The sequence below is a fragment of the Bradyrhizobium sp. 613_E4_N2_2 genome (genome assembly GCF_052075995.1).
Lineage (GTDB): Bacteria > Pseudomonadota > Alphaproteobacteria > Rhizobiales > Xanthobacteraceae > Bradyrhizobium > Bradyrhizobium barranii.
On record NZ_CP197234.1, the window covers coordinates 8203454 to 8224384 of the forward strand.

The following is a 20931-nucleotide window of genomic DNA, read 5'->3' on the forward strand; positions in this document are numbered from 1 at the left end:
ATCCCTTCGAAGGGTCCCCTTCGATCCCCAGGCTCTCAAGCAAGCATCGCACGGCGGAACCCCTGGAGTCACGGCGGTGTTTCGCTAACCCCCAGAGAAACTTAACCTAATCCCACCAACCGGCGGATGCCGGCGGGCGTGGCGCCGGCAGCGCGCAGCTCGCGCAGGCCGGTCGAGCGACCCGATTTCGACAACTTCCGGCCCGCCTCGTCCAGAATCAGCGCGTGGTGGCGATAGGCGGGTTCCGGCAGATCGAGCAGGACCTGGAGCAGGCGGTGAACCGAGGTGGCGTGAAACAGGTCCTGCCCCCGCACGACCTCGCTGATGCCCTGGAGCGCGTCGTCGACGACGACGGACAAATGGTAGCTGGTCGGCGTCTCCTTGCGGGCCAGGATGACGTCGCCCCAGGCCTCCGGTCGCGCCGCGACGATGCCGCGCTCGCCATCGGGCCCCTCGCCAAGCTCGTTCCAGGTCAGACCGGCAACGTGTCGGCAGGCGGCCGCCATGTCGAGCCGGAGCGCGTAAGGCACGCCAGATGCAATGAGCCGGTCGCGCTCGCCGGCCGACAGCGATCTGGCGTCACCCGGATAAAGCGGCGCGCCATCGGGATCGCGCGGCCATGGCCCGGCGGCCTCGCGCGCGGTCACGAGCCTGGCGATCTCCGCGCGGCTTTCGAACGCGGGATAGACGAGACCAAGTGCAGAGAGTTTTTCGAGCGCGGCGCGATAAACCGCGAGATGCTCCGACTGCCGCCGCACCGGCGTTTCCCAGGCGATGCCGAGCCAGGCGAGGTCGTCGTAGATCGCCGTCTCATATTCCGGCCGGCAGCGCGTCGCGTCGATGTCCTCGATCCGCAGCAACAGCCGCCCGCCGGTCTCGCGCGCGCGGTCGAAATTGAGCAGCGCCGAATAGGCGTGGCCGAGATGCAAGAGGCCATTCGGACTGGGGGCAAAACGGAAAACGGGTGGCGCCATGCGGTGAAACTCGTCATGGCCGGGCATAGCCGTCCGAAGGGACGGCGTCGCTTCCGCTCGCCTATGTCCCGGCCATCCACGTTCTTCGGTGCGATACAGCGATCGTGTCAAGTCGTGGACAGATACGAACACTGTCACCCATGCTAGACATGTCGTGTGGTTAGAGAGACGTGGATGGCCGGGTCAAGCCCGGCCCTGACGCCGGAGAGAGTTTGCCGACCCAAATGACCATCCACCTCGAAACCCAGTCCGATCTCGAAGAGGCCGTCCACGCGCTGATCAAGCGCGACCCGCGCCTCAAGCCCGTGCTCGAGATCGCCGGCATGCCCGCCTTGCGGCGGCGTGAGCCGGGTTTTACGGGGCTCGCCCACATCGTTTGCGGGCAGCAGCTTTCGACCGCGAGCGCCGCAGCGATCTGGGGGCGGCTGTCGGCCGCGTTCGATCCGTTCGACCATGAGGCCGTGAGCCGCGCCCGCACCGACCGGCTGGGACGGCTCGGCCTGTCCGCCGCCAAGATCAAGACGCTGAAACATCTCGCGCGCGAGATCAATGCGCAGCGGCTGAACCTCGACGTGCTCGCCGAGGAAGACGCCGAGGCCGCGCACCATACGCTGATCGCGCTGCCCGGCATCGGTCCGTGGACGGCCGATGTCTATCTGCTGTTCTGCCTTGGACACGGCGATGCCTGGCCGGCCGGCGACATCGCCGTGCAGGAGGGGATCAAAGTTGGCCTGGGGCTCAAGGCGCGGCCGACGGAAAAGCAGATGGCGCCACTCGCCGAACCCTGGCGTCCCCTGCGCGGAGCAGCCGCGCATCTGTGGTGGAGCTATTATCGCGTGATCAAGAAGCGCGAAGGTGTCATCGCAGGTCAGGCCTGACGACGACAGATAGGTCGTGTCCCGGACGCGGTGCGGCACGAAGTGACGCACCGCAGAGCCGGGACCCATGGGCTTGGCGAGTTGGAGCATGGGCCCCGGCTCAGCAGCGCATCACTGCGTGCTGCGCTGCGTCCGGGGCACCAGGCCCCCTAGCCTCGCAGCCGCTCGCGATCGGCGCGGGCGCATTCGGCCACGAAGTCGACGACGGCCCGCACCGCGGACAACTCGACCAGATCGGGATGGGCGAGCAGCCAGAGATCGGCGACGCTGACGAGTTTCTGCGGCGCGACGCGCACGAGGTCCGGATAGCTCTCCGCGACGAAGCAGGACAGCGCAGAGATTCCGATTCCGGCGCGCACCGCCGCCAGCATGTCGCCCTGCGACGAGCAGCGCATCACCATGGTGCCTTGCCGGGTGATCGCATCGCTCCAGCGCGCCAGCTGCGCGTTCGAATCCTGGTCGGCGAAGCCGATGACGCTGTGCCCCTTCCACTCGCTGCTCCGCTCCGGCATGGACCGGCCCGCGGCATAGTCGCGCGAGGCATAGAAGCCGGTGCCGAGGCGGCCGACCCTGCGACCGACCAGATTTTCCTCACCGCTGTCGACCGGGCGCAGCACGACGTCGGCTTCCCGGCGGCGCACGCTGGCCGGAAACGGATGGGTGATGATCTCGAGCCGAATGTGATCATGTGCGCTGAGAAAAGAGCGCAGCCGCGGCATCAGCCAGTGCGAGGCCAGCGTTGCGCCGATCGACAGCTTGACCGTGCCGCGCGCCTTACGCCCGCCGGCGCCTACGGCGGCTTCGGCGCGGAGCGCGGCAGCCGCCATCGCCTCGGCATGCTCTCGCAGCGTACGTCCATCGGCGGTAAGCACGAAGCCATCGGCGGCCCGCGCCAGCAGCTTGGTGCCGAGCTGCGCCTCCAGCGCCGCGATCTTGCGGCTGACGGTCGGATGGCTGGCGTGCAGGCGCTTTGCCGCCGCGGTGAAGCTGCCGGTGTCGGCGACCGCGACGAAGGTCTTGCAGAGATCCCAATCCACCGCCGGCTCCGTACAAATCTGAATATCCGCTTGTTCAATATTGAACGATCCCCTGCGCGCCGTCCAACCCTATAGTGGGGTCAAACACGCAAGCGGCGGACACCCCGCCGGCGCGACAATCGACATGGAAGCGCTCACCCCGGCCGGCAGGCCGTTGACGCGCGTCGTCAGGAGGATCGGATGGCACTGCCCGCTCTGCTCAAGAACAATCTGGAGCTGCCCGTGGTCGGCTCGCCCCTCTTCATCGTCTCCGGGCCGGAGCTGGTGATCGCCCAATGCAAGGCCGGTGTCGTCGGCTCGTTTCCGGCGCTCAACGCCCGTCCGGTGGAAAAGCTCGACGAGTGGCTGAGCCGCATCGAGGACGAGCTCGGCGAATACAAATCGCGCAATCCCGGCAAGAAGGTCGCGCCCTACGCCGTCAACCAGATCTGCCATGCCTCCAACGACCGCTTGATGAAGGACATGGAAACCTGTGTGAAGCACAGGGCGCCCATCATCATCACCTCGCTGCGGCCGCCCGCCGAGATCGTCGAGGCCGCGCACTCCTATGGCGGGCTGGTGTTCCACGATGTCATCAACGTCAAGCACGCGCGGAAAGCCGCCGAGCAGGGCGTCGACGGCCTGATCCTGGTCTGCGCCGGCGCGGGTGGGCATGCCGGCATGCTGTCGCCTTTCGCGCTGGTGCGCGAGGTCAAGCAATGGTTCGACGGCGCGATCCTGCTGTCGGGCGCAATCAGCGACGGTTTTGGTATCGCCTCCGCGCTGACGCTGGGCGCTGACCTCGCCTATATGGGCACGCGCTTCATCGCGACACAGGAAGCCAATGCCGACGAAGCCTACAAGTCCGCGCTGACGCAGCACGCCGCGCACGACATCGTCTACACCAACCTGTTCACCGGCGTGCACGGCAACTATCTCGGCCCCTCGATTGCCGCCGCCGGGCTCGATCCGGACAATCTCCCGGTTGCCGACAAGACGAAAATGAACTTCGGCTCCGGCGGCAACATGAAATCCAAGGCGTGGCGCGACATCTGGGGCTCGGGCCAGGGCATCGGCCAGATCCTGGATGCGCCGCCGGTGGCCGAGCTGGTCGACCGGATGAAGGGCGAATTCGATCAGGCCCGGCAGGATTTCCTGATGCGCGCCAGCGCCTGACGGCTTGGTCCGACAAGAAAATTGGACTGACAAGACAAACGGGAGGACATCATGAAGCTGACAGCCGCGCTGACAGGCCTGTCTTTGCTGACGCTTGCCGCCGGCAGCGCCGGTGCGGACGAGATCCGGATCGGGCAGACCCTGCCCTATAGCGGTCCGGCATCCGGCTTCGGCGCGATCGGACGGACGCAGGAGGCGTTCTTCGAGAAGGTCAACGCGGAGGGCGGCATCAACGGCCGCAAGGTCAAGTTCATCACGCTGGACGACGCCTACTCGCCGCCGAAGACGGTCGAGCAGACCCGCAAGCTGGTGGAGCAGGACGAGGTGCTGATGATGTTCGGCTCGCTCGGCACCGCCACCAACAGCGCCGTGCAGCGTTACCTCAACGCCAAGAAGGTGCCGCAGCTGTTCGTGCTCTCGGGCGCCACCAAATGGGCCGATCCGCAGAAGAATCCCTGGACGATGCCAGGCATGGCGGCCTACGAATCCGAGGGCGTCGTCTATGCCAAGTATATCTTGCAGGCCAAGCCCGACGCGAAGATCGCGATCCTGTCCCAGAACGACGATTTCGGCCGCGACTATGTCGCGGGCTTCAAGCGCGCGCTCGGGCCCAAGGCCGCAAGCATGATCATCGCGGAGGCGAGCTACGAGACCAGCGCGCCGACGATCAGCTCGCAGCTCTCGACGCTGAAAGCGTCAGGCGCCAACGTGCTGTTTGGCGTGGTGCTCGGCAAGTTCACCTCGCAGATGGTCAAGGGTGTAGCCGAGATCGGCTGGAAGCCGGAGCTGTTGTTCGTGCCGACCTCGGCCTCCTCGATCTCGTTCCTGGAGCCGGCGGGACTGGACAATGCGGTCGGGCTGATCTCGTCGAGCAACCAGAAGGACACGATGGACCCGCAATGGGCCGACGATCCCGGCGTGAAGTCATATTTCGCGTTCATGAAGCAATACATGCCGACCGCGGATCTCTCGAACTCCAACTACGCCGCGGGCTATCACTATGCCACGCTGCTGATGACGGTGCTGAACGCCTGCAAGGACGATGTCAGCCGCGACAACATCTTGAAGCAGGCCGCGTCGCTGAAAGAGGTGAAGCTGCCGCTGCTGTTGCCCGGAATGAGCGTGTCGACCGGTCCGGACGACTATCTGCCGTTCCAGCAGCTGCAGCTCCGCCGCTTCAACGGCAAGAGCTGGGTGCCGTTCGGCGGCATTCTCGATGACCGGTAGAGGACATCCCATGATCATCAGCGGCGAGCGCAGGATCGATTATGCAGAACTCCATGCGCGGATCAGGCGGGCCGCAGGCGGGATCAGCGCGCTCGGCGGGCGCGAGGGCACGCCGGTCGCCATGATGCTGCGCAATGACTTCGCCCTGTTCGAGGTGGTCGCGGCTTCCGCCGCGCTCGGCCGACCGGTGGTGCCGATCAACTGGCATCTGAAGGCTGCCGAAGTCCGCTATATCCTGGCCGACAGCGGCGCCGACATCCTGATCTGCCATGCCGACCTGCTGCCGCAGATTCGCGACGGCCTGCCGGAGGAACTGGCGCTGATGGTCGTGCCGACGCCGCCGGAGATCGCCGGCGCGTTCGACATCCCCGCTGCACTCGCAAAGGTGCCGGACGGATTGACCGATTGGGACAAATGGCGGGACAGCCAGGCGGAACTCACCCAGCCGCCACGCCGCAGCGCGCCGATGTTCTACACGTCGGGCACGACGGGCATGCCGAAGGGGGTGCGGCGCATGCCGATGCGCCCCGAGCAGGTCGCAGCCTCCGAGCGCGTCGGGGCGATCGCCTACGGTGTGAAGCCGAACGAGGATCAGGTCGTGCTGATGAACGGCCCGATGTACCATTCCGCTCCGCACTCCTACGGCATGCTAGCCTATCGCAGTGGCTGCACCATCGTGCTGGAGCCGCGCTTCGATCCCGAAGACCTGCTGCAACTGATCGAGCGCCATCGCGTCACGCACATGCATATGGTTCCGACGATGTTCGTCCGCTTGCTGCGGCTGCCCGACGACGTGAAGCGGCGTTACGACCTGTCGTCGCTGCGCTTTGTCGTTCATGGCGCGGCGCCCTGCCCGCCCGACGTGAAGAAGGCGATGATCGATTGGTGGGGTGGCGTCATCAACGAATATTTCGGCTCGACCGAGACCGGAATTCCGGTGTGGCACTCCGCGGCGGAGGCGCTGAAGAAGCCCGGCACCGTCGGCCGCGCCATCGAGGGCGGTGTCGTCAAGATCTTCCGCGCCGACGGCAGCCCGTGCGACGTCAACGAACCCGGTGAAATCTACATGCGGCAGGCCTCGGTGCCGGATTTCGACTATCACGGCAAGGCCGAGGCCCGCGCCGAGGCGGGCCGCGACGGTCTCGTCAGCGTCGGCGACGTCGGCTATCTCGACGAGGACGGCTATCTGTTCCTGTGCGACCGCAAGCGCGACATGGTGATCTCCGGCGGCGTCAACATCTATCCGGCGGAGATCGAGAATGCGCTGATCGGAATGCCCGGCGTGCGCGATTGCGCGGTGTTCGGTATTCCCGACGCGGAATTTGGCGAGCGGCTCTGCGCCTATGTCGAGCCGGAGCCGGGCGCAGCGCTCTCGTCCGCGGCGGTCCAGTCGTTCCTGCGCGAGCGGCTTGCCAATTTCAAGGTGCCGAAGGACGTCGAATTCCGCGACGCGCTGCCGCGCGAGGCGACGGGAAAGATCTTCAAGCGCAAGCTGCGTGAGCCCTATTGGGCGGGCCACGCACGCGCCGGCGCGTAACGAACGGCTGCGAACGGCGTTTTAAACTATGTTGCTGTTGCAAAAAGATCATGGGTGAACGATGAAATGCCGGCGCAGACAGAGCCCGGATCAAAGCCATGACATCGATCGACTTCGTCGTTGCGAAAGATAACCTCGACCAGTGCAAGGTGGTCACGACCGAGCTTCCCGGCGCGGATACGCTGCCGCCTGACGCCCTGCTCGTGAAGGTCGACCGCTTCGCCTTCACCGCCAACAACATCACCTATGCGGTGATGGGCGACGAGTTGAAATACTGGCAGCTCTTTCCCGCGCCGAACGGTTTTGGCAACATTCCGGTATGGGGCTTTGGCGAGGTGCTCGCGTCCAGTCATCCGAACATCGCCGTGGGCGAGCGCCTGTTCGGCTATTTCCCGATGGCGACGCATCTCGTCATCGAGGCGACCGACGTGAGCAAGCGCGGCCTTCGCGACGGTGCCGCACACCGGCAGGGCGTGGCGCCGGTCTACAACGCCTATGCCCGCGTCAGCGGCGATCCCGCTTACGCCGGCCGGAAGGGCGATTACCAGGCGCTGCTGCGGCCGCTATTCATGCTGTCGTTCCTGGTCGACGACTTTCTGGCCGAGAACGACGATTTCGGCGCCCGCACCGTGCTGCTCTCCAGCGCCTCGAGCAAGACCGCGTTCGGCCTTGCGCATCTGTTGCACGCGCGCGGCCGCAAGGTGATCGGGCTGACGTCCGCCGGCAATGTCGACTTTGTCTCGTCGCTCGGTTGCTGTGACGAGGTCGTCACCTATGACCGCATTGCGTCGTTGCCATCGGGCGCGCCGATCGCCTTCGTTGACATGGCCGGCAACAGTGCGCTGCGCGCCGGATTGCATCGGCACTTCGGCGACCGGATGAAATGCTCCGTACGCGTCGGATTGACGCATCGCGCCACCGAGCCCGACGAAGGCGAGCTGCCCGGTGCAAAGCCGCGCTGGTTCTTCGCGCCCGACCAGATCCGCAAGCGCGCCAAGGAATGGGGCCCGGGCGGCATCGAGCAGCGCTTTGGCGCGGCATGGTCCGGCTTTGCGCCGCTCCTGGAGAGAAGCCTGACCGTGGTCGAGAGCCGCGGACCCGACGCGGTGCGGCAGGTGTTTCTCGATACGCTGAAAGGGCGTATTCCGCCGGAGCAGGGCCACATGCTCTCTCTGCTCGGGTAAACCGCTTTCGAGGCTCCTCGAACCGGTATAGCGTCAACCTCAGAGGAAACGCCGCGAAGACGGCCACGAGGTCGCGCATGCTGGACAAGACGAAGGATATTTCCGTCTCGGCGCAAGCCTGGCTCGATGAGTTCGAGCGCTCGCTCGGCAAGCCTGATCCGGCCGCACTGGACCATCTCTTCCTCGCCGACAGTTTTTGGCGCGATGTGCTGGCGCTGAGCTGGAACCTGCAAACGATCGCGGGCCACGACCGGATTGCCCAAGCGCTGAGGGCGCTCGCGCCACGGGCGGCGCCGACCAGCTTCACGATCGCGCCCAACCGCGCGGCGCCGCGCTGGGTTACGCGCGCCGGCACCAGCAATATCGAGATCATCTTCAATTTCGAGACCGTGATCGGTCGCGGCAGCGGCATCGTCCGGCTCGTGCCCGATACCGCCGATGGCGACCGGCTGAAGGCGTGGACGCTGCTCACCGCGCTCGATGAGCTCAAAGGCTTCGAGGAGCAACTCGGCACGTCGCGTCCGCGGGGGCAGGCCTATTCACGCGATTTCCGCGGGCCGAACTGGCTCGATTTGCGTAACGCAGCCCGCGACTACGCCGATCGCGATCCTGCCGTGCTGGTGGTCGGCGGCGGCCAGGCCGGCCTTGCGATTGCAGCACGGCTGAAGCAATTGAAGATCGACACGCTGATCGTCGATCGCGAGACGCGGATCGGCGACAATTGGCGCAAGCGCTATCACGCGCTGACCCTGCATAACCAGGTGCAGGTCAATCATTTGCCCTACATGCCGTTCCCGCCGAACTGGCCGACCTACATCCCGAAGGACAAGCTCGCCAACTGGTTCGAAGCCTATGTCGACGCGATGGAGCTGGATTTCTGGACCGGCGCCGAGTTCGAGGGCGGCAGCTATGACGACGCGAAGGGCTGCTGGACCGTCACGCTGCGGCGCGCCGACGGCAGCAAGCGCACCATGCGGCCGCGCCATGTGGTGATGGCGACTGGCGTCAGCGGCATCGCGAATGTGCCTGATATTCCGACCCTCGCCAATTTCAAAGGCACGCTGCTGCATTCGAGCCGCTACGAGGACGGCGAGAACTGGACCGGCAAGCGCGCCATCGTGATCGGCACCGGCAACAGCGGCCATGACATCGCGCAGGATCTCTGCTCCAGCGGCGCCGAGGTGACACTGGTGCAGCGCTCGCCGACGCTGGTCACCAATATCGAGCCGTCGGCCCAGCTCGCCTATGCGACCTACAACGAAGGCACGCTCGAGGACAACGACCTGATCGCGACCTCGATGCCGACGCCGCTCGCGAAGAAAACCCATGTGATGCTGACCGAGCAGTCGAAGGAGCTCGACAAGGAGCTGCTCGACGGCCTGCGCAAAGTCGGATTCAAGCTCGACTTCGGCGAGGCCGGCACCGGCTGGCAGTTCAAATACCTCACCCGCGGTGGTGGCTATTATTTCAATGTCGGCTGCTCCAACCTGATCGTCGAGGGCGCGATCGGGCTCAGGCAGTTTGCAGACGTCGAGAGCTTCACGGCCGAAGGCGCACGGATGAAGGACGGCGCGACCATTCCGGCCGACCTCATCGTGCTCTCCACCGGCTACAAGCCGCAGGAATATCTGGTGCGAAAACTGTTCGGCGACGGCGTCGCCGACCGCGTCGGCCCGGTCTGGGGCTTTGGCGACGGCCTGGAGCTGCGCAACATGTACGCGCGGACGAAGCAGCCCGGCCTGTGGTTCATCGCCGGCAGCCTCGCGCAGTGCCGGATCAACTCGAAATATCTCGCGCTCCAGATCAAGGCGATCGAGGAAGGGATTTTGGGGCGTGAGGCGGGCGCCGCTTAAGCCTCGTCATTGCGAGCGCAGCGAAGCAATCCAGGATCTTTCCGCGAAGACAGTCTGGATTGCTTCGCTGCGCTCGCAATGACAGTGTAGAGACGATCGCGCCGCTGAAACGAAGAAGAGGAAAAACAAATGCCTGCCATTCTCGGCACCGGCGAGCACCGCTACCGCGTCGTCGACAATTTTGCGAAGCTGCCCGACGGCTGGACGCTGACCGACGTCGCCTCGGTCGCCGTCGACAGCAAGGACCGCGTCTACGTCTTCAACCGGGGGGGCCATCCGATGGTGGTGCTGGATCGCGAGGGCAATTTCCTCCGAAGCTGGGGTGAAGGCCTGTTCTCCCGCGCGCACGGCCTGCACATCGATGCCGACGACAATCTCTACTGCACCGATGACGGCGACCACACCGTGCGCAAATGCACCACCGACGGCAAGGTCCTGCTGACGATCGGCATCCCCGAGAAGCCGTCGCCGTTCATGAGCGGCGATCCGTTCCATCGCTGCACCCATACCGCGCTGTCGCCGAAGGGCGATATCTACGTCTCCGACGGCTATGGCAATGCGCGCGTGCACAAGTTCACGCCGGACGGCAAGCTGCTCAAGAGCTGGGGCGAGCCCGGCACCGATCCCGGCCAGTTCAACATCGTGCACAACATCGCCGCCGACGCCGACGGTTTTGTCTATGTCGCCGACCGCGAGAACCATCGCGTGCAGGTGTTCGATGGGGAGGGCAGGTACGAGACGCAGTGGAACAACCTGCACCGGCCCTGCGCACTGTGCTGCTGTGGTGGCGGCAAGAGCCCGACATTCGTAATCGGCGAGCTCGGCCCGGGCCTCGCCGTCAACCGCAAGGTGCCCAATCTCGGCCCGCGGCTGTCGATCGTGGACGCACAAGGCAAACGCATCGCGCGGCTCGGCGGCGAAGAAGGGCCGGGTGTCGCCAGCGGAAAATTCCTGGCTCCGCACGGCATCGCGCTGGATTCGAAGGGCGACATCTATGTCGGCGAGGTCGGCGTCACCGACTGGAAGACGAGTTTTCCGGACCAGGAGATGCCGGCCGTGGTGCGCGCCACGCGGTGCTTGCAGAAGCTGGAGCGGGTGCGGGAATAGTTGGGCGGGCGAAGCCGCGATGCGCTGTCGGGCCGACCCTGCCTCCCCCCGGCGTCGTCCTCGCCCCCCAAATCACGGCGGTTTTGAGCGCTTTGCCACCCCGCCGCCGCATTGCGTGCATCTGAATAAGTCGCTCAACGGGCTTCACAATCCCGTCACGCTGCATGTAGTATGTCAGTACATGCTGCTTCGCAGCGTATATTGGAGGCCAGGAGCGTTACTTGAACGCACATGTCTCGCAAGGCAGTTGGCCGGTGTTGGTGCTGAATGCGGACTTCCGGCCGCTGAGTTACTACCCGCTGTCTCTCTGGTCGTGGCAGGACGCGATCAAGGCGGTGTTCCTCGACCGCGTCAACATCGTCGCGCATTACGATCAGGCGGTCCACAGTCCCACGCTGCAAATGCAGCTGCCCAGCGTCGTCTCGCTCAAATCCTTCGTCAAGCCGACCACGCATCCCGCGTTCACCCGATTCAACGTCTTCCTGCGCGATCGTTTTGCCTGCCAATATTGCGGCTCGCCCGAAGACCTCACCTTCGACCACATCGTCCCGCGCAGCAAAGGCGGCCAGACCACCTGGGAGAACGTGGTCGCGGCGTGCTCGCCCTGTAATCTGCGCAAGGGTAATCTGACGCCGGCGCAGGCAAAAATGTTTCCGCGCCAGAGCGCGTTCGCGCCGACCGTGCACCAGCTCCACCGCAACGGCCGCCTGTTCCCGCCGAACTATCTGCACGACAGCTGGCTGGATTATCTCTACTGGGATACGGAGCTGGATCCGTAGGGCGACGCTGTTCGCGCTCGGCCGTTCGTGCGACCTGCTGAAATCGAAAGATCGAGGACCCGTCGGGTCCTCGGTTCGTTTTATCGAACGTCACGCATTCTGCGCCAGCGAATGAGCCTCGATTCGTTGGCGGATATCGGGCGAATTGATCAGGTCGAACGGCTCCATGAGTTGCACGACATCCGAGAACGCGCGCTGGACCACCGGATCGGCCACGACAGCCCGGAATAGAGCGGCTTCGAACTGCCGGCTTTCCTCGTACCGCTCCGGGCGCTCGCCGCGCGTGGTTGGATAGGCGAAGTCAGCGTTCACGCCCATGTTCCAGGGTGCCTGAAGCAGCGCGCCCACTTCGGACATGAACCCAGCCTGGAGGGCCTCGATCGGGTCCGCCTCCCCGGCGACGCGATCCAGGATCTCGCGCAGCAACTTTGCCTCTCGCGCGGCGACCGTCATGCCCTGCCCGTAGACCGGATTGAACCGGCACAGCGAGTCCGCCACGGGGAGAATCCCGCGCGGCAGCCGCTTGAGCCGTTCAAAATGCCGCCAGCGGCTCGCGTCAAACACGAAATGCCGGAGGCCTCCGGGTGGCAAGAGCTTGTAGACTGCGTTGTAGATCGCCGGCGTCTTCAATTGGCGCGCAGCCGCAAGATAGTCCTCCCACGTGCCGGGGCAATTCGTCGCGCCGTGATGGGAGATCGATGTAAACCAGCGCCCGCCTTCGAGAGGAATGATCAAGCCGGCTGTCGCCGACGCGGCGGGATCGGGCAACGTGACCAGATTTTGCCAGTCGAACGAGGTTCGCCCCGGCCGCAGAACCGCGGTGGTGTAGCTGATGTCGACGCCCACGACGGTCTCCTGCGGCCGCTCCCAGCCAAGCACATCGAGCAGGCCGAGCGTCGGCGCGCCGCGGCCGGATGCGTCCACCACGAGATCCGCCTCGATCGCCGCACCAACGCCTGCGTCGTTCTCGAACTTCACCATCGGCCGGGTTGCAGCCGGCACAATCTCCATCACGCGGCTCTGCGATTGCACTTTGACATTGGCGATCGCAGTCACCTTTCGGCGCAGCGTATGCTCGATCAGCGGCCGCGAGCCGCACAGCAGCGACGTCCCGCAGTCGCGCCTTGGCAGCGCGCCGACATCTGGCCGCTCGTACTGGACGTCCTTGAAGACATTCACGGGAACTGCACCGGCGGCGGCAAGATCCTGCGCGAAACCCGGGAAAAGGGAGTCGAGGGCCTGCAGCCCACCGGCCAGAAGAAGATGCGGATGCCGATCCTGGGGAACGCCGGCGCGGGACATGATCGAAGCCGGCAGGACATCGCGTTCGAGAATGACGACTTCCTGGAAGGCGGAAGAAAGCGCACCGGCGGCAGACAATCCTCCAATCCCCGCTCCGATGACAACCGCGCGTTGCCCAAAATGACGGCTCATACTTATTCCTTTGGTTCGATTCACCACCTTTCTGTGCGTGGACCGCACTACGGGAATGTTTCCAATCGCGGGATCTTTGTTTCGATTGCAACGGAGCGGCCGCGATGCCCAAGCGTTACGACAGAACGCCGCGTTCAGCTGCGGTACTCGCCAGACTCGATGCGGCGCAATCTCTTAGGTTGCAACACCATGTTCTGACACGTTCTCGCCACGGATCATCGGTATTCGACCAAAATCGGAATACCGGGAAAGTCGCGATGGGTGCATGCAGCTGGTTCAGAGTCGCATTGTTTGTTCTCGCGTTCACGAATGGCGCGACTGCACAGGACATGCCGTCGGAGCTTACGCCTGTCGGCAAGGCCGTCCTTCAAGCCGAGATCGCGGCCAAGGACCGCTCGGGATCCGGCAAGCCGGTGGACTCTCCGTTGGCCGTGTGCACCTTCCCGGGCGGCCTGTGCGGCGCGGTTCGGCCTGACGGTTCGGTGGCCGTGCCGCCGCGATACGATTGGGTCGGCGACTTCTCGGACAAACGCGCCGCAGTTCGCAGCGGAGGACTGTACGGCTTCGTCGACGACGAGGGGCACGAGGTCGCCGCACCGCAATACGGCCTCGTGGACGACTACAAGTTTGGCTTTGCGCAAGTCGAGGTCGGGGGCAAGTCGGGCCTGATCGATCGTGACGGCAAGATGATCTTCGCGCCGACATACGGCTTCATCGAGGCGATCGGTCCCGACCGCCTCCGCGTGTCGGATTTTCCGCGACGCGGCGGAACCATTGGCGCCGAGGATTTCTCGGGGATAAAGACCACCTACACCTCAAACAGCGTCAGTGTCTCCGCCCCCTTCGAATTCAAGACGAATGGCGTGATCGATCTCTCCGGACAATGGATAGAACCGGCGGCGCCGCCATCGCGCGAATTCGACAAGACAAGTCCATCAGTTCGCTGGGTCGAAAGAGGCGGATTGTGGGGGTTGTTGCAAGCCGATGGAAGCTGGCTGGTCGAGCCGAAGTTTCAGCGGGCGGAAGCCCTAAGTGACGGCCTGGCGCGCGTGACTCTCAGCAGCAAGGTTGGCTTCATTGATGGCACAGGGAAATTCGCCATCGAGCCCGTCTTCGACACGGCCTGGCCGTTCAGGCTCGGCGTTGGGCGCACATCGGCAGAACGAGACGGCAGCTTCGGCGTGATTGACAAGTCCGGATCCTGGATATTCCAAACCAGTCACCAGCAAATTTATCTGGCGATTGCCCGTAACGAAGGCTCCTCCGAGGTGCCGTACGGATGGCACTTCAAGCAGGCGGACCACTGGGGTCTTCTGGACCTCGACGGCCGTACTGTGCTCGACGCAGCGTTCGATCAACCCGTCCAGCATTGTGAAGACAAGCGGCTGATCGCCTACAAGAACAAGCAATGGCTGTATTTCACGGAAGGCGGAAATCCTCTGCAACCTCCTGGAAGCCGGTTGATCGATGCGACATGCGGCGCCGCACCGCCGTACACCCTGCAAACCGGAGACACGTTCCAGCTTGTTGACGCACGCTTGCAGCCTATCGCGCCGATGCAGTTCGAGGCAGTCGTGCGAATTGGACGGGATGCCAGGAATGCCAAAGTCGATGGCAAATGGGGACGCATCAGGTCCGACGGGAGTTGGCTCGTCGAGCCCCGATTCGACTACCTTTCGACCAATCCCGATCCCTTTGTCGCGTCCATTGACGGTAAGCGCGGCGTCATGAAATCGGATGGGACATGGCTGATCGAGCCCAAATTCGACGCCGTTCGAATCCGACAAGACGGCACCGTCTTTGCTTCGACCGACGGAGCGACAGGCATCATGCGGCTCAAGGATCAATCCTGGGTCATGCAACCTCGCCCGGGCGTCATGTGCGATATCAGCAGCGCGCTCATGTCGCAGGCTGGCGGAAAGCGCGTGATCCTGTCTCCCGCCGGCGAGGTTTGGATCGACGCCGATGCCGAGCGCGTCGGCGCCAATCTCGACTTCGGACTTCTGACGTTCTTGAGAAACGGCAAATGGGGGCTGGTCGACACGGCAGGACACGTGATGGTCGAGCCGCAATATGACGAACCCGTCTATTTCGCGCCACGCAATCGTGGCATCGCCTGGGCCAGGCAAGAAGGTAGATGGTGCCCGATCGACCGGCGCAACCATTCGGTCCCGGGGATCGCATGCTCCGATGTCAATCCCGCGCCATCCCTGGCGCCCCCGTTCGAATGCAAGATCGAGCCGTAAGTTCGATGTGCGCAAGACGACGATAGAAGCGTCGCCTTCGGCTCACACCCCGATCGCATTCCGCATCACCACGTCGCGATAGAACGCCGCGCTCAGCTTCGGCACGCGCGCTTGGGTCTCGAAGTCGACCCGGTAGAGGCCGAAGCGCTTGCCGTAGCCGTAGATCCACTCGAAATTGTCCATCAGGCTCCACAGGAAATAGCCGCGAATCGGCACGCCCTCGGCGATCGCACGCTGCATCTGGGTCAGGTAATTGCGCAGGAACATGATGCGGTCGAGATCGTAGACCTGGCCGTCGGCGGAAATCTTGTCCTCGGACGAGGTGCCGTTCTCGCTGATATAGATGGTCTCGATGTTCCAGATTTTTGCGGCGAGACGCGGGGCCCAGTAGATCACCTCAGGGCCGACCCGCAGCCATTCCGAGTTCATGTGCGGGAACGAGGTTGGGAACGGCAGCACGCGGACGCCCGGCGCGCGATCAGAGGCCGTGACGTAGTATTGCGGCGCGTAGATGTTGAGCCCGACGAAATCGTTGGGCGTGCCGATGATCTTCAATTCCTCAGGGGTGAATTTCGGCGCATCCGCGCCGGCATAGGCGAGGAAGCCGTCGGTGTACTTGCCCTCCAGCACCACGCCAAGAAAGCCGGCGTTGAGCTCACGCGTCGCGATCTCGGCGGCGCGGATATTTTCCGGCGTTGCGATCGCGGGCACGCAGGCCGCGATGTTTTCGGCGGCACCGACGCGGGTGCCGGCGCGGCCCGACGCGCGGATCGCCTGCACGGCAAGCCCATGCGCCAGCGCGACGTGATGGCGCGCCTGGTTGAGCTGCGCCGCCGGCAGCTTGAGGCCGGGCGCGTCGATGCCCCAGCCATAGCCGAAATTTACGAAGCGCCCGACCTCATTCACGGTGAAGATGGTTTTGACGCGATCGGTCAGGCGCGCGGCGACATAGGCGGCGTAATCTGCAAAAGCCTTCGACGTGTCGCTCGACTGCCAGCCGCCGACGCGATCCTGGAGCACCTGTGGCAGGTCCCAATGATAGAGCGTCGCATAGGGCTCGATGCCGTTCGCGAGCAGCTCGTCAACGAGCCGGTTGTAGAAATCGAGCCCCTTCGGATTGGGCTGGCCCGATCCATCCGGAAACACCCGCGGCCACGCAATCGAGAAGCGGTAGGCCTTGACGCCGAGCGCCTTAATCAGCGCGACGTCGTCCTTGTAGCGGTGATAATGCTCGTTGGCGCGGTCGCCAGTCGAGCCGTCCTCGATCTTGCCGGGCGTGTGGCTGAAGACATCCCAGATCGATTGGCCGCGGCCGTCCTCATCGACGGCGCCTTCGATCTGGTAGGACGAGGTCGCTGTGCCCCACAAAAAGTCCTTGGGAAAGGGCGCGTGGCGATCGGCCGATGCGGGCGTCTCATTATCTGCAGCCTTGTTATCCGCAGCCTTGTTATCTGCAGCTTTGGCACCCGCCGCTGCACCAAGCGCGGCGAGCCCCGCGAGCTTCGCAAGATCGCGCCGCGAGACATCAGCTGACATCGCTATCTCCGAGCCTGCTCCATGTCGATCTGATAGGCGGAAATCCGGTCGATCTCGAATGCGACGGTGGGCGGTGATTCCGCATCGACCGGACCGACACCGAGAAAGAATTTCGATCCGATCGCGAGATTGACGATCATGTACATGGGATCGTCGAAGCCGATCGGCACCTTGATGTCGGAGACCGGCTTGCGGTCGATGAAATAGACCAGGCGATCCTCCTCCCACAGCACACCGTAATTGTGGAACACGCTGGAGGCATCGCCGACCGCATAGTCAAAGCCGCAGGACTGAATCTTCTGGGTCGACGGAATCCGCCAATGCGTCGTCATCACGAGATCGCCGGGCCGTTCGCCCCGGCCTTCCAGCACGTCGACCTCCGGCGGCCAGCCGCCGTCGTCCGCCAGCATCCAGAACGCCGGCCACACGGCGTGACCGACCGGCACCTTGGCGCGGATTTCGAAATAGCCGTGCTTCTGCGCGAACGTGCCCTGCGTGGTCAGGATTCCCGAGATGTACTCGTTGTTGAACAGAACGGACTTCAGTTCCGGCGGCGTGCGGCTGGCGACGATCGAGAGCACACCGTCTTTCACCTTGAACGGATCGAGCCCAAGCGGCATCCCCGCACGCCCCGAATAGCGCGGATCGACGTAGATCTGCTGCTCGCCATTGGCGCTGGTCTTGCGCTTGAAGTCGGAGCCGTCACCGCCCCAATAGCGCGCTTCCGGCCACGCCGCACCGCCGGCGTAATGCGGCACCCAGCGACCTGTCGCAAGCGGATGCTCGTCAAAGTCATCGTTGAAAGTCCGGCGCAGCGGCAGGAACGCGAGCAAGGCGGGATTGACCGTCTCAAGCTTGCGGCACTCGATCATGGAGGGATCGGTGGTCACTTGCAGCGTCATCGTGCCGGGCGCAGCATCGAGATCGTCCTGCGCGACGCCCGGCGCAGGCACGGCAGACAGGCCGATCGCAACCAGAGCGCCCTTCGTCCAACTGTCGATCATCACCGCACATCGAACTTGGCAGAAAGCTTCGCAGGATATGCGCAGGTTAGCTCGCCTGTCTTCGAGCGGGCAAGCACGGCCATCTGTGCCGGCGGGCGATTTCGAAATGGTCATCTCGACATCGCATTCGGGCCGGCCGGGAATCGCGTCACCCCGGCGCAAGATCGGCGGTTAACCGGGCCAGTTCCGCGCGCCCGGCTCCGCCAGAGGGGCGCCGGCGCCAAATCCTTCCGCATTCGTTACCGTCCCTTAAGCCTCCGATGGCAGTTTGGGCGGGATCCGCGGCCCTGCCCGCCCAACCGCCGATCCATCAGGTCCAAGGTCGTCGCTCATGTTTGCCGAGACGCTGGAAGCGGTTCAGTCCTCGCCGTCGAAGCGGACTGCCTATATCCGCTACGTGCTGGCGGCGCTGGCGTCGATCGCCGTCTTCAAGACCTTCTGGTTCGCACGTTTCGGCGGCTGGACGGATCGCGAGCTCGCCGATTTCGATGCCTTTCACATCGTCGCGCAGCACGTCTGGCGCGGCGATCTCGACCAAGTCTATCATTTCGATGCCCTGCTGAAGATGCAGATGGAGGCCGCCGGCGGCGCCACCGGTTTCATGCCCTGGACCTATCCGCCGCAATACGACCTCCTGCTCGCGCCGTTCGCATTCCTGCCGGTCGGCGTCGGTTATCTCCTCTTCACCGCCGCGACACTTGCGCTCTATCTCGTGACGCTCCGGGCGATCGCCGACCGGAATTTCGCGCAGGTGCTGGTGATCCTGTTTCCGGCGATGGCGATCACCATCGGCTGCGGGCAGAACGGCTTTCTGACGGGGGCGCTGATCGGGCTCGTCTGCCTCAACGTTGAGCGTCGTCAGCTGTTGGCCGGCCTCGCGCTCGGCGCCATGGTGATCAAGCCGCACCTGGCGATTGCCGCCGGCGTCTATCTGCTGGTGACGCGGCGCTGGATTGCGCTCGGAACGGCCGCGGCCGTCGTATTGACGAGCTCACTGCTCTGCACGCTCCTCTTCGGGTGGCAGATCTGGTTCGCGTGGCTCGGAGCGATCAGGGAATCGGCGGGCTATCTCGAGCAGGGCTTCTACCCACTCTTCCGCATGATCTCGACCTATGCGGCGCTGTACAAGGCCGGCCTTCCCGCAAGCGCCGCCTTCTGGGGACAGACGGCCGTTGCCGGGCTGGCCTTGTTCGCCGTCCTTCTCGGTGCGGCGCGGGGCGCTTCACCGGCCTTCACGCTCGGTGCCGCCGTAATGGTATCCGTGATGATCAGCCCCTATGCGTATGATTACGATCTGCCGATGGTCGGGATCGGCCTGGCCCTGATGCTGCCCGATCTCGCCAGGATGGCGAGCCCGCGCGAGCGGAGCGTCATATACGGGCTGATCCTGTTCGCCGGAGCCTATGGGCTGTTGCAATCGGGGCGGCTCGCAGTGCAATTCGGGCAGAAGGCCGATCCCGACCAACATTTCGCGCCCGCCCTGGGCGGCTTCGCCCTGATGGCGCTCCTGGTCCTGCTGCTGCGGCTGCTGTGGCGCGGGACGCAGTCGGCGCCCATCCTGTCGCAGGCCGCGGAATAACGCCTCTACGCCCGCTGCAACGCCAGCGTCACGCCGCCGAGCGTGAGCGCCATCGCCGCCCATTCGCGCAGGCCCAGCGGCTCGCCCAGGATGACCGCGGCGGAGACGACGCCGATCACGGGGACGATCAGCATGCCGGTCGAGGCGGAGGTTGGCGGCAGGCGGCGCAGCGTCTCGAACCAGGTGACGTAACAGACGCCCATCGGCACCAGCGTCATATAGACGAAGCAGCCGAGTCCCAGCGGGGTGATCGCGGTGATGTCGGGATGCTCGAACAGGATACCGAGGATCAGCATCGTGGCGCAGCCGAGCCCAACCTGCCAGGCGACGACCACGAGCGGCGGCATCGGCAGCGGCTTGCGGTTGAGCACATTGCCGAGCGCGAACAGGATGGCGCAGAGCAGTGCGAGCGCAATGCCGAGCAGCTTGTCGGCGCCGAACGCAAAGCCGTTGCCGCCGAGCAGCAGCGCGACGCCGGCGACACCGAGGACGAGACCCAAAATATCCCGCATGGTCGGCCGCGTACCCAGCACCGGCCAGGCGAACAGCATGGCCCAGATCGGCATCGTATAGGCGAGCAGAGCCCCCTCGCTCACGGTCACATATTTCATCGCGACCGTGCCGAGCCCCATCCAGGCAAGGACGTTGGTGAGGGTCGCAAACAACAGCCGCGGAATCGCCTCGCGCGGAACGGCGAAGGATTCCTTCCGGCTCAGTGCCAGCGCGCCGAGAATGAGCGAGGCGCAGACGCCGGCCAGCCCGCGCGCGAACAGCGGCGGCCATTGCTGGAGCAGCAGCTTCATCAATGGCCAGTTCAGCGCCCAGCCGAACGCCGTCACGCCGAGGCAGAGAGAGCCGATCGTCCTGTCGCGCCGCGCCGTATCCATGGACAGCGCTTAGCAGGCGGGTGCGGCGCACTCCACCTCGGCTGGCGCATGCGGGCCATGGCGGACGATGGAACCCGGAACGCCGGTACCCGTTCAAATGGGAGCGGGTGGCGGTGGTGCCGCAACGCAAACGAGGGAGACGTACCATGCCCACAGCCGAGTCGGATCACGTCTACAAGATCCTGGAGCTGGTCGGATCATCCGAGACCTCGATCGAGGATGCGATCAAGAACGCGATCAGCCGCGCCGCCAAGACCGTTCGCGAGATGAAATGGTTCGAGGTGGTGCAGACACGCGGTCACATCGAGAATGGCGCCGTCCGCCACTACCAGGTGACGCTGCGCGTCGGCTTCACGCTGATGGACTGACGCGGCAGACGCCGCACGAAACATCACGCCGCGGCGGCGTAGTTAACATCCGACGATGAGAGTCGATCAAAATATCGACGATCTCCTCCGGCTGACTACGGACGCGCAAAATCATCGCGGAAGTTGCAACAGGCCGTTAAGACCAA

At 64.6% G+C, this 20931-nt stretch carries 17 protein-coding genes; 11 read left to right on the top strand and 6 right to left on the bottom strand.

What is annotated here, in order from left to right:
* Window positions 1-101: 101 nt before the first annotated feature.
* Window positions 102-974, bottom strand: a complete 873-nt coding sequence (gluQRS, locus tag AB7290_RS38880; protein WP_085401959.1) for a tRNA glutamyl-Q(34) synthetase GluQRS — start codon at window positions 972-974, stop codon at window positions 102-104.
* A gap of 224 nt (window positions 975-1198) precedes the next feature.
* Here gluQRS and AB7290_RS38885 point away from each other — a divergent pair, with 224 nt between their 5' ends.
* Complete coding sequence (locus AB7290_RS38885; protein ID WP_085401930.1) at window positions 1199-1852, top strand: DNA-3-methyladenine glycosylase family protein; 654 nt, start codon at window positions 1199-1201, stop codon at window positions 1850-1852.
* 149 nt (window positions 1853-2001) lie between these two features.
* Here AB7290_RS38885 and AB7290_RS38890 read toward each other — a convergent pair whose 3' ends face one another.
* Window positions 2002-2889: a LysR family transcriptional regulator gene (locus AB7290_RS38890; protein WP_085401929.1), complete on the bottom strand. Its 888-nt coding sequence runs from the start codon at window positions 2887-2889 to the stop codon at window positions 2002-2004.
* A 180-nt stretch (window positions 2890-3069) separates the two neighbouring features.
* Here AB7290_RS38890 and AB7290_RS38895 point away from each other — a divergent pair, with 180 nt between their 5' ends.
* From AB7290_RS38895 to AB7290_RS38925, 7 genes are all read left to right on the top strand, one after another.
* The gene (locus tag AB7290_RS38895; RefSeq protein WP_085401928.1) at window positions 3070-4044 is read left to right on the top strand and encodes an NAD(P)H-dependent flavin oxidoreductase; all 975 of its coding nucleotides are present in this window, start codon (window positions 3070-3072) and stop codon (window positions 4042-4044) included.
* Between the two features lie 51 nt (window positions 4045-4095).
* Complete coding sequence (locus tag AB7290_RS38900) at window positions 4096-5271, top strand: ABC transporter substrate-binding protein (RefSeq protein ID WP_085401927.1); 1176 nt, start codon at window positions 4096-4098, stop codon at window positions 5269-5271.
* A gap of 10 nt (window positions 5272-5281) precedes the next feature.
* Entirely contained in the window at window positions 5282-6808 is a 1527-nt protein-coding gene (locus AB7290_RS38905) for an acyl-CoA synthetase (protein WP_085401926.1), read from the top strand.
* Between the two features lie 98 nt (window positions 6809-6906).
* Window positions 6907-7992, top strand: coding sequence for a DUF2855 family protein (locus AB7290_RS38910; protein WP_085401925.1), 1086 nt, complete (start codon window positions 6907-6909; stop codon window positions 7990-7992).
* 77 nt (window positions 7993-8069) lie between these two features.
* Entirely contained in the window at window positions 8070-9845 is a 1776-nt protein-coding gene (locus tag AB7290_RS38915) for a flavin-containing monooxygenase (protein ID WP_085401924.1), read from the top strand.
* A 129-nt stretch (window positions 9846-9974) separates the two neighbouring features.
* Window positions 9975-10952 carry a peptidyl-alpha-hydroxyglycine alpha-amidating lyase family protein gene (locus AB7290_RS38920; protein ID WP_085401923.1) on the top strand — a complete coding sequence of 326 codons (978 nt, stop codon included), beginning with the start codon at window positions 9975-9977 and terminating at the stop codon, window positions 10950-10952.
* A gap of 221 nt (window positions 10953-11173) precedes the next feature.
* On the top strand, window positions 11174-11731 hold the full coding sequence (locus tag AB7290_RS38925; RefSeq protein ID WP_063985805.1) for an HNH endonuclease: 558 nt from the start codon (window positions 11174-11176) through the stop codon (window positions 11729-11731).
* A gap of 90 nt (window positions 11732-11821) precedes the next feature.
* On the opposite strand, the gene AB7290_RS38930 is transcribed toward AB7290_RS38925, so the two are convergent.
* Window positions 11822-13213 carry an FAD-dependent oxidoreductase gene (locus AB7290_RS38930; protein WP_244623343.1) on the bottom strand — a complete coding sequence of 464 codons (1392 nt, stop codon included), beginning with the start codon at window positions 13211-13213 and terminating at the stop codon, window positions 11822-11824.
* Between the two features lie 56 nt (window positions 13214-13269).
* Here AB7290_RS38930 and AB7290_RS38935 point away from each other — a divergent pair, with 56 nt between their 5' ends.
* Entirely contained in the window at window positions 13270-15411 is a 2142-nt protein-coding gene (locus tag AB7290_RS38935) for a WG repeat-containing protein (protein WP_085401921.1), read from the top strand.
* A 42-nt stretch (window positions 15412-15453) separates the two neighbouring features.
* On the opposite strand, the gene AB7290_RS38940 is transcribed toward AB7290_RS38935, so the two are convergent.
* Both AB7290_RS38940 and AB7290_RS38945 read right to left on the bottom strand, forming a co-directional pair.
* Window positions 15454-16947 carry a GH1 family beta-glucosidase gene (locus tag AB7290_RS38940; protein ID WP_085401920.1) on the bottom strand — a complete coding sequence of 498 codons (1494 nt, stop codon included), beginning with the start codon at window positions 16945-16947 and terminating at the stop codon, window positions 15454-15456.
* A gap of 2 nt (window positions 16948-16949) precedes the next feature.
* The gene (locus AB7290_RS38945) at window positions 16950-17951 is read right to left on the bottom strand and encodes a glycoside hydrolase family 16 protein (protein ID WP_085401919.1); all 1002 of its coding nucleotides are present in this window, start codon (window positions 17949-17951) and stop codon (window positions 16950-16952) included.
* Window positions 17952-18282: 331 nt separating this feature from the next.
* Here AB7290_RS38945 and AB7290_RS38950 point away from each other — a divergent pair, with 331 nt between their 5' ends.
* Window positions 18283-19530, top strand: a complete 1248-nt coding sequence (locus AB7290_RS38950) for a glycosyltransferase family 87 protein (RefSeq protein ID WP_085401918.1) — start codon at window positions 18283-18285, stop codon at window positions 19528-19530.
* A gap of 5 nt (window positions 19531-19535) precedes the next feature.
* On the opposite strand, the gene AB7290_RS38955 is transcribed toward AB7290_RS38950, so the two are convergent.
* Window positions 19536-20417 (bottom strand): DMT family transporter, encoded by an 882-nt coding sequence (locus AB7290_RS38955; protein WP_085401917.1) that lies wholly within the window; start codon window positions 20415-20417, stop codon window positions 19536-19538.
* Between the two features lie 146 nt (window positions 20418-20563).
* Between AB7290_RS38955 and AB7290_RS38960 the strand changes: the two genes are divergently transcribed.
* Window positions 20564-20785: a dodecin gene (locus tag AB7290_RS38960; protein ID WP_085401916.1), complete on the top strand. Its 222-nt coding sequence runs from the start codon at window positions 20564-20566 to the stop codon at window positions 20783-20785.
* The last annotated feature ends 146 nt before the right edge of the window (window positions 20786-20931 follow it).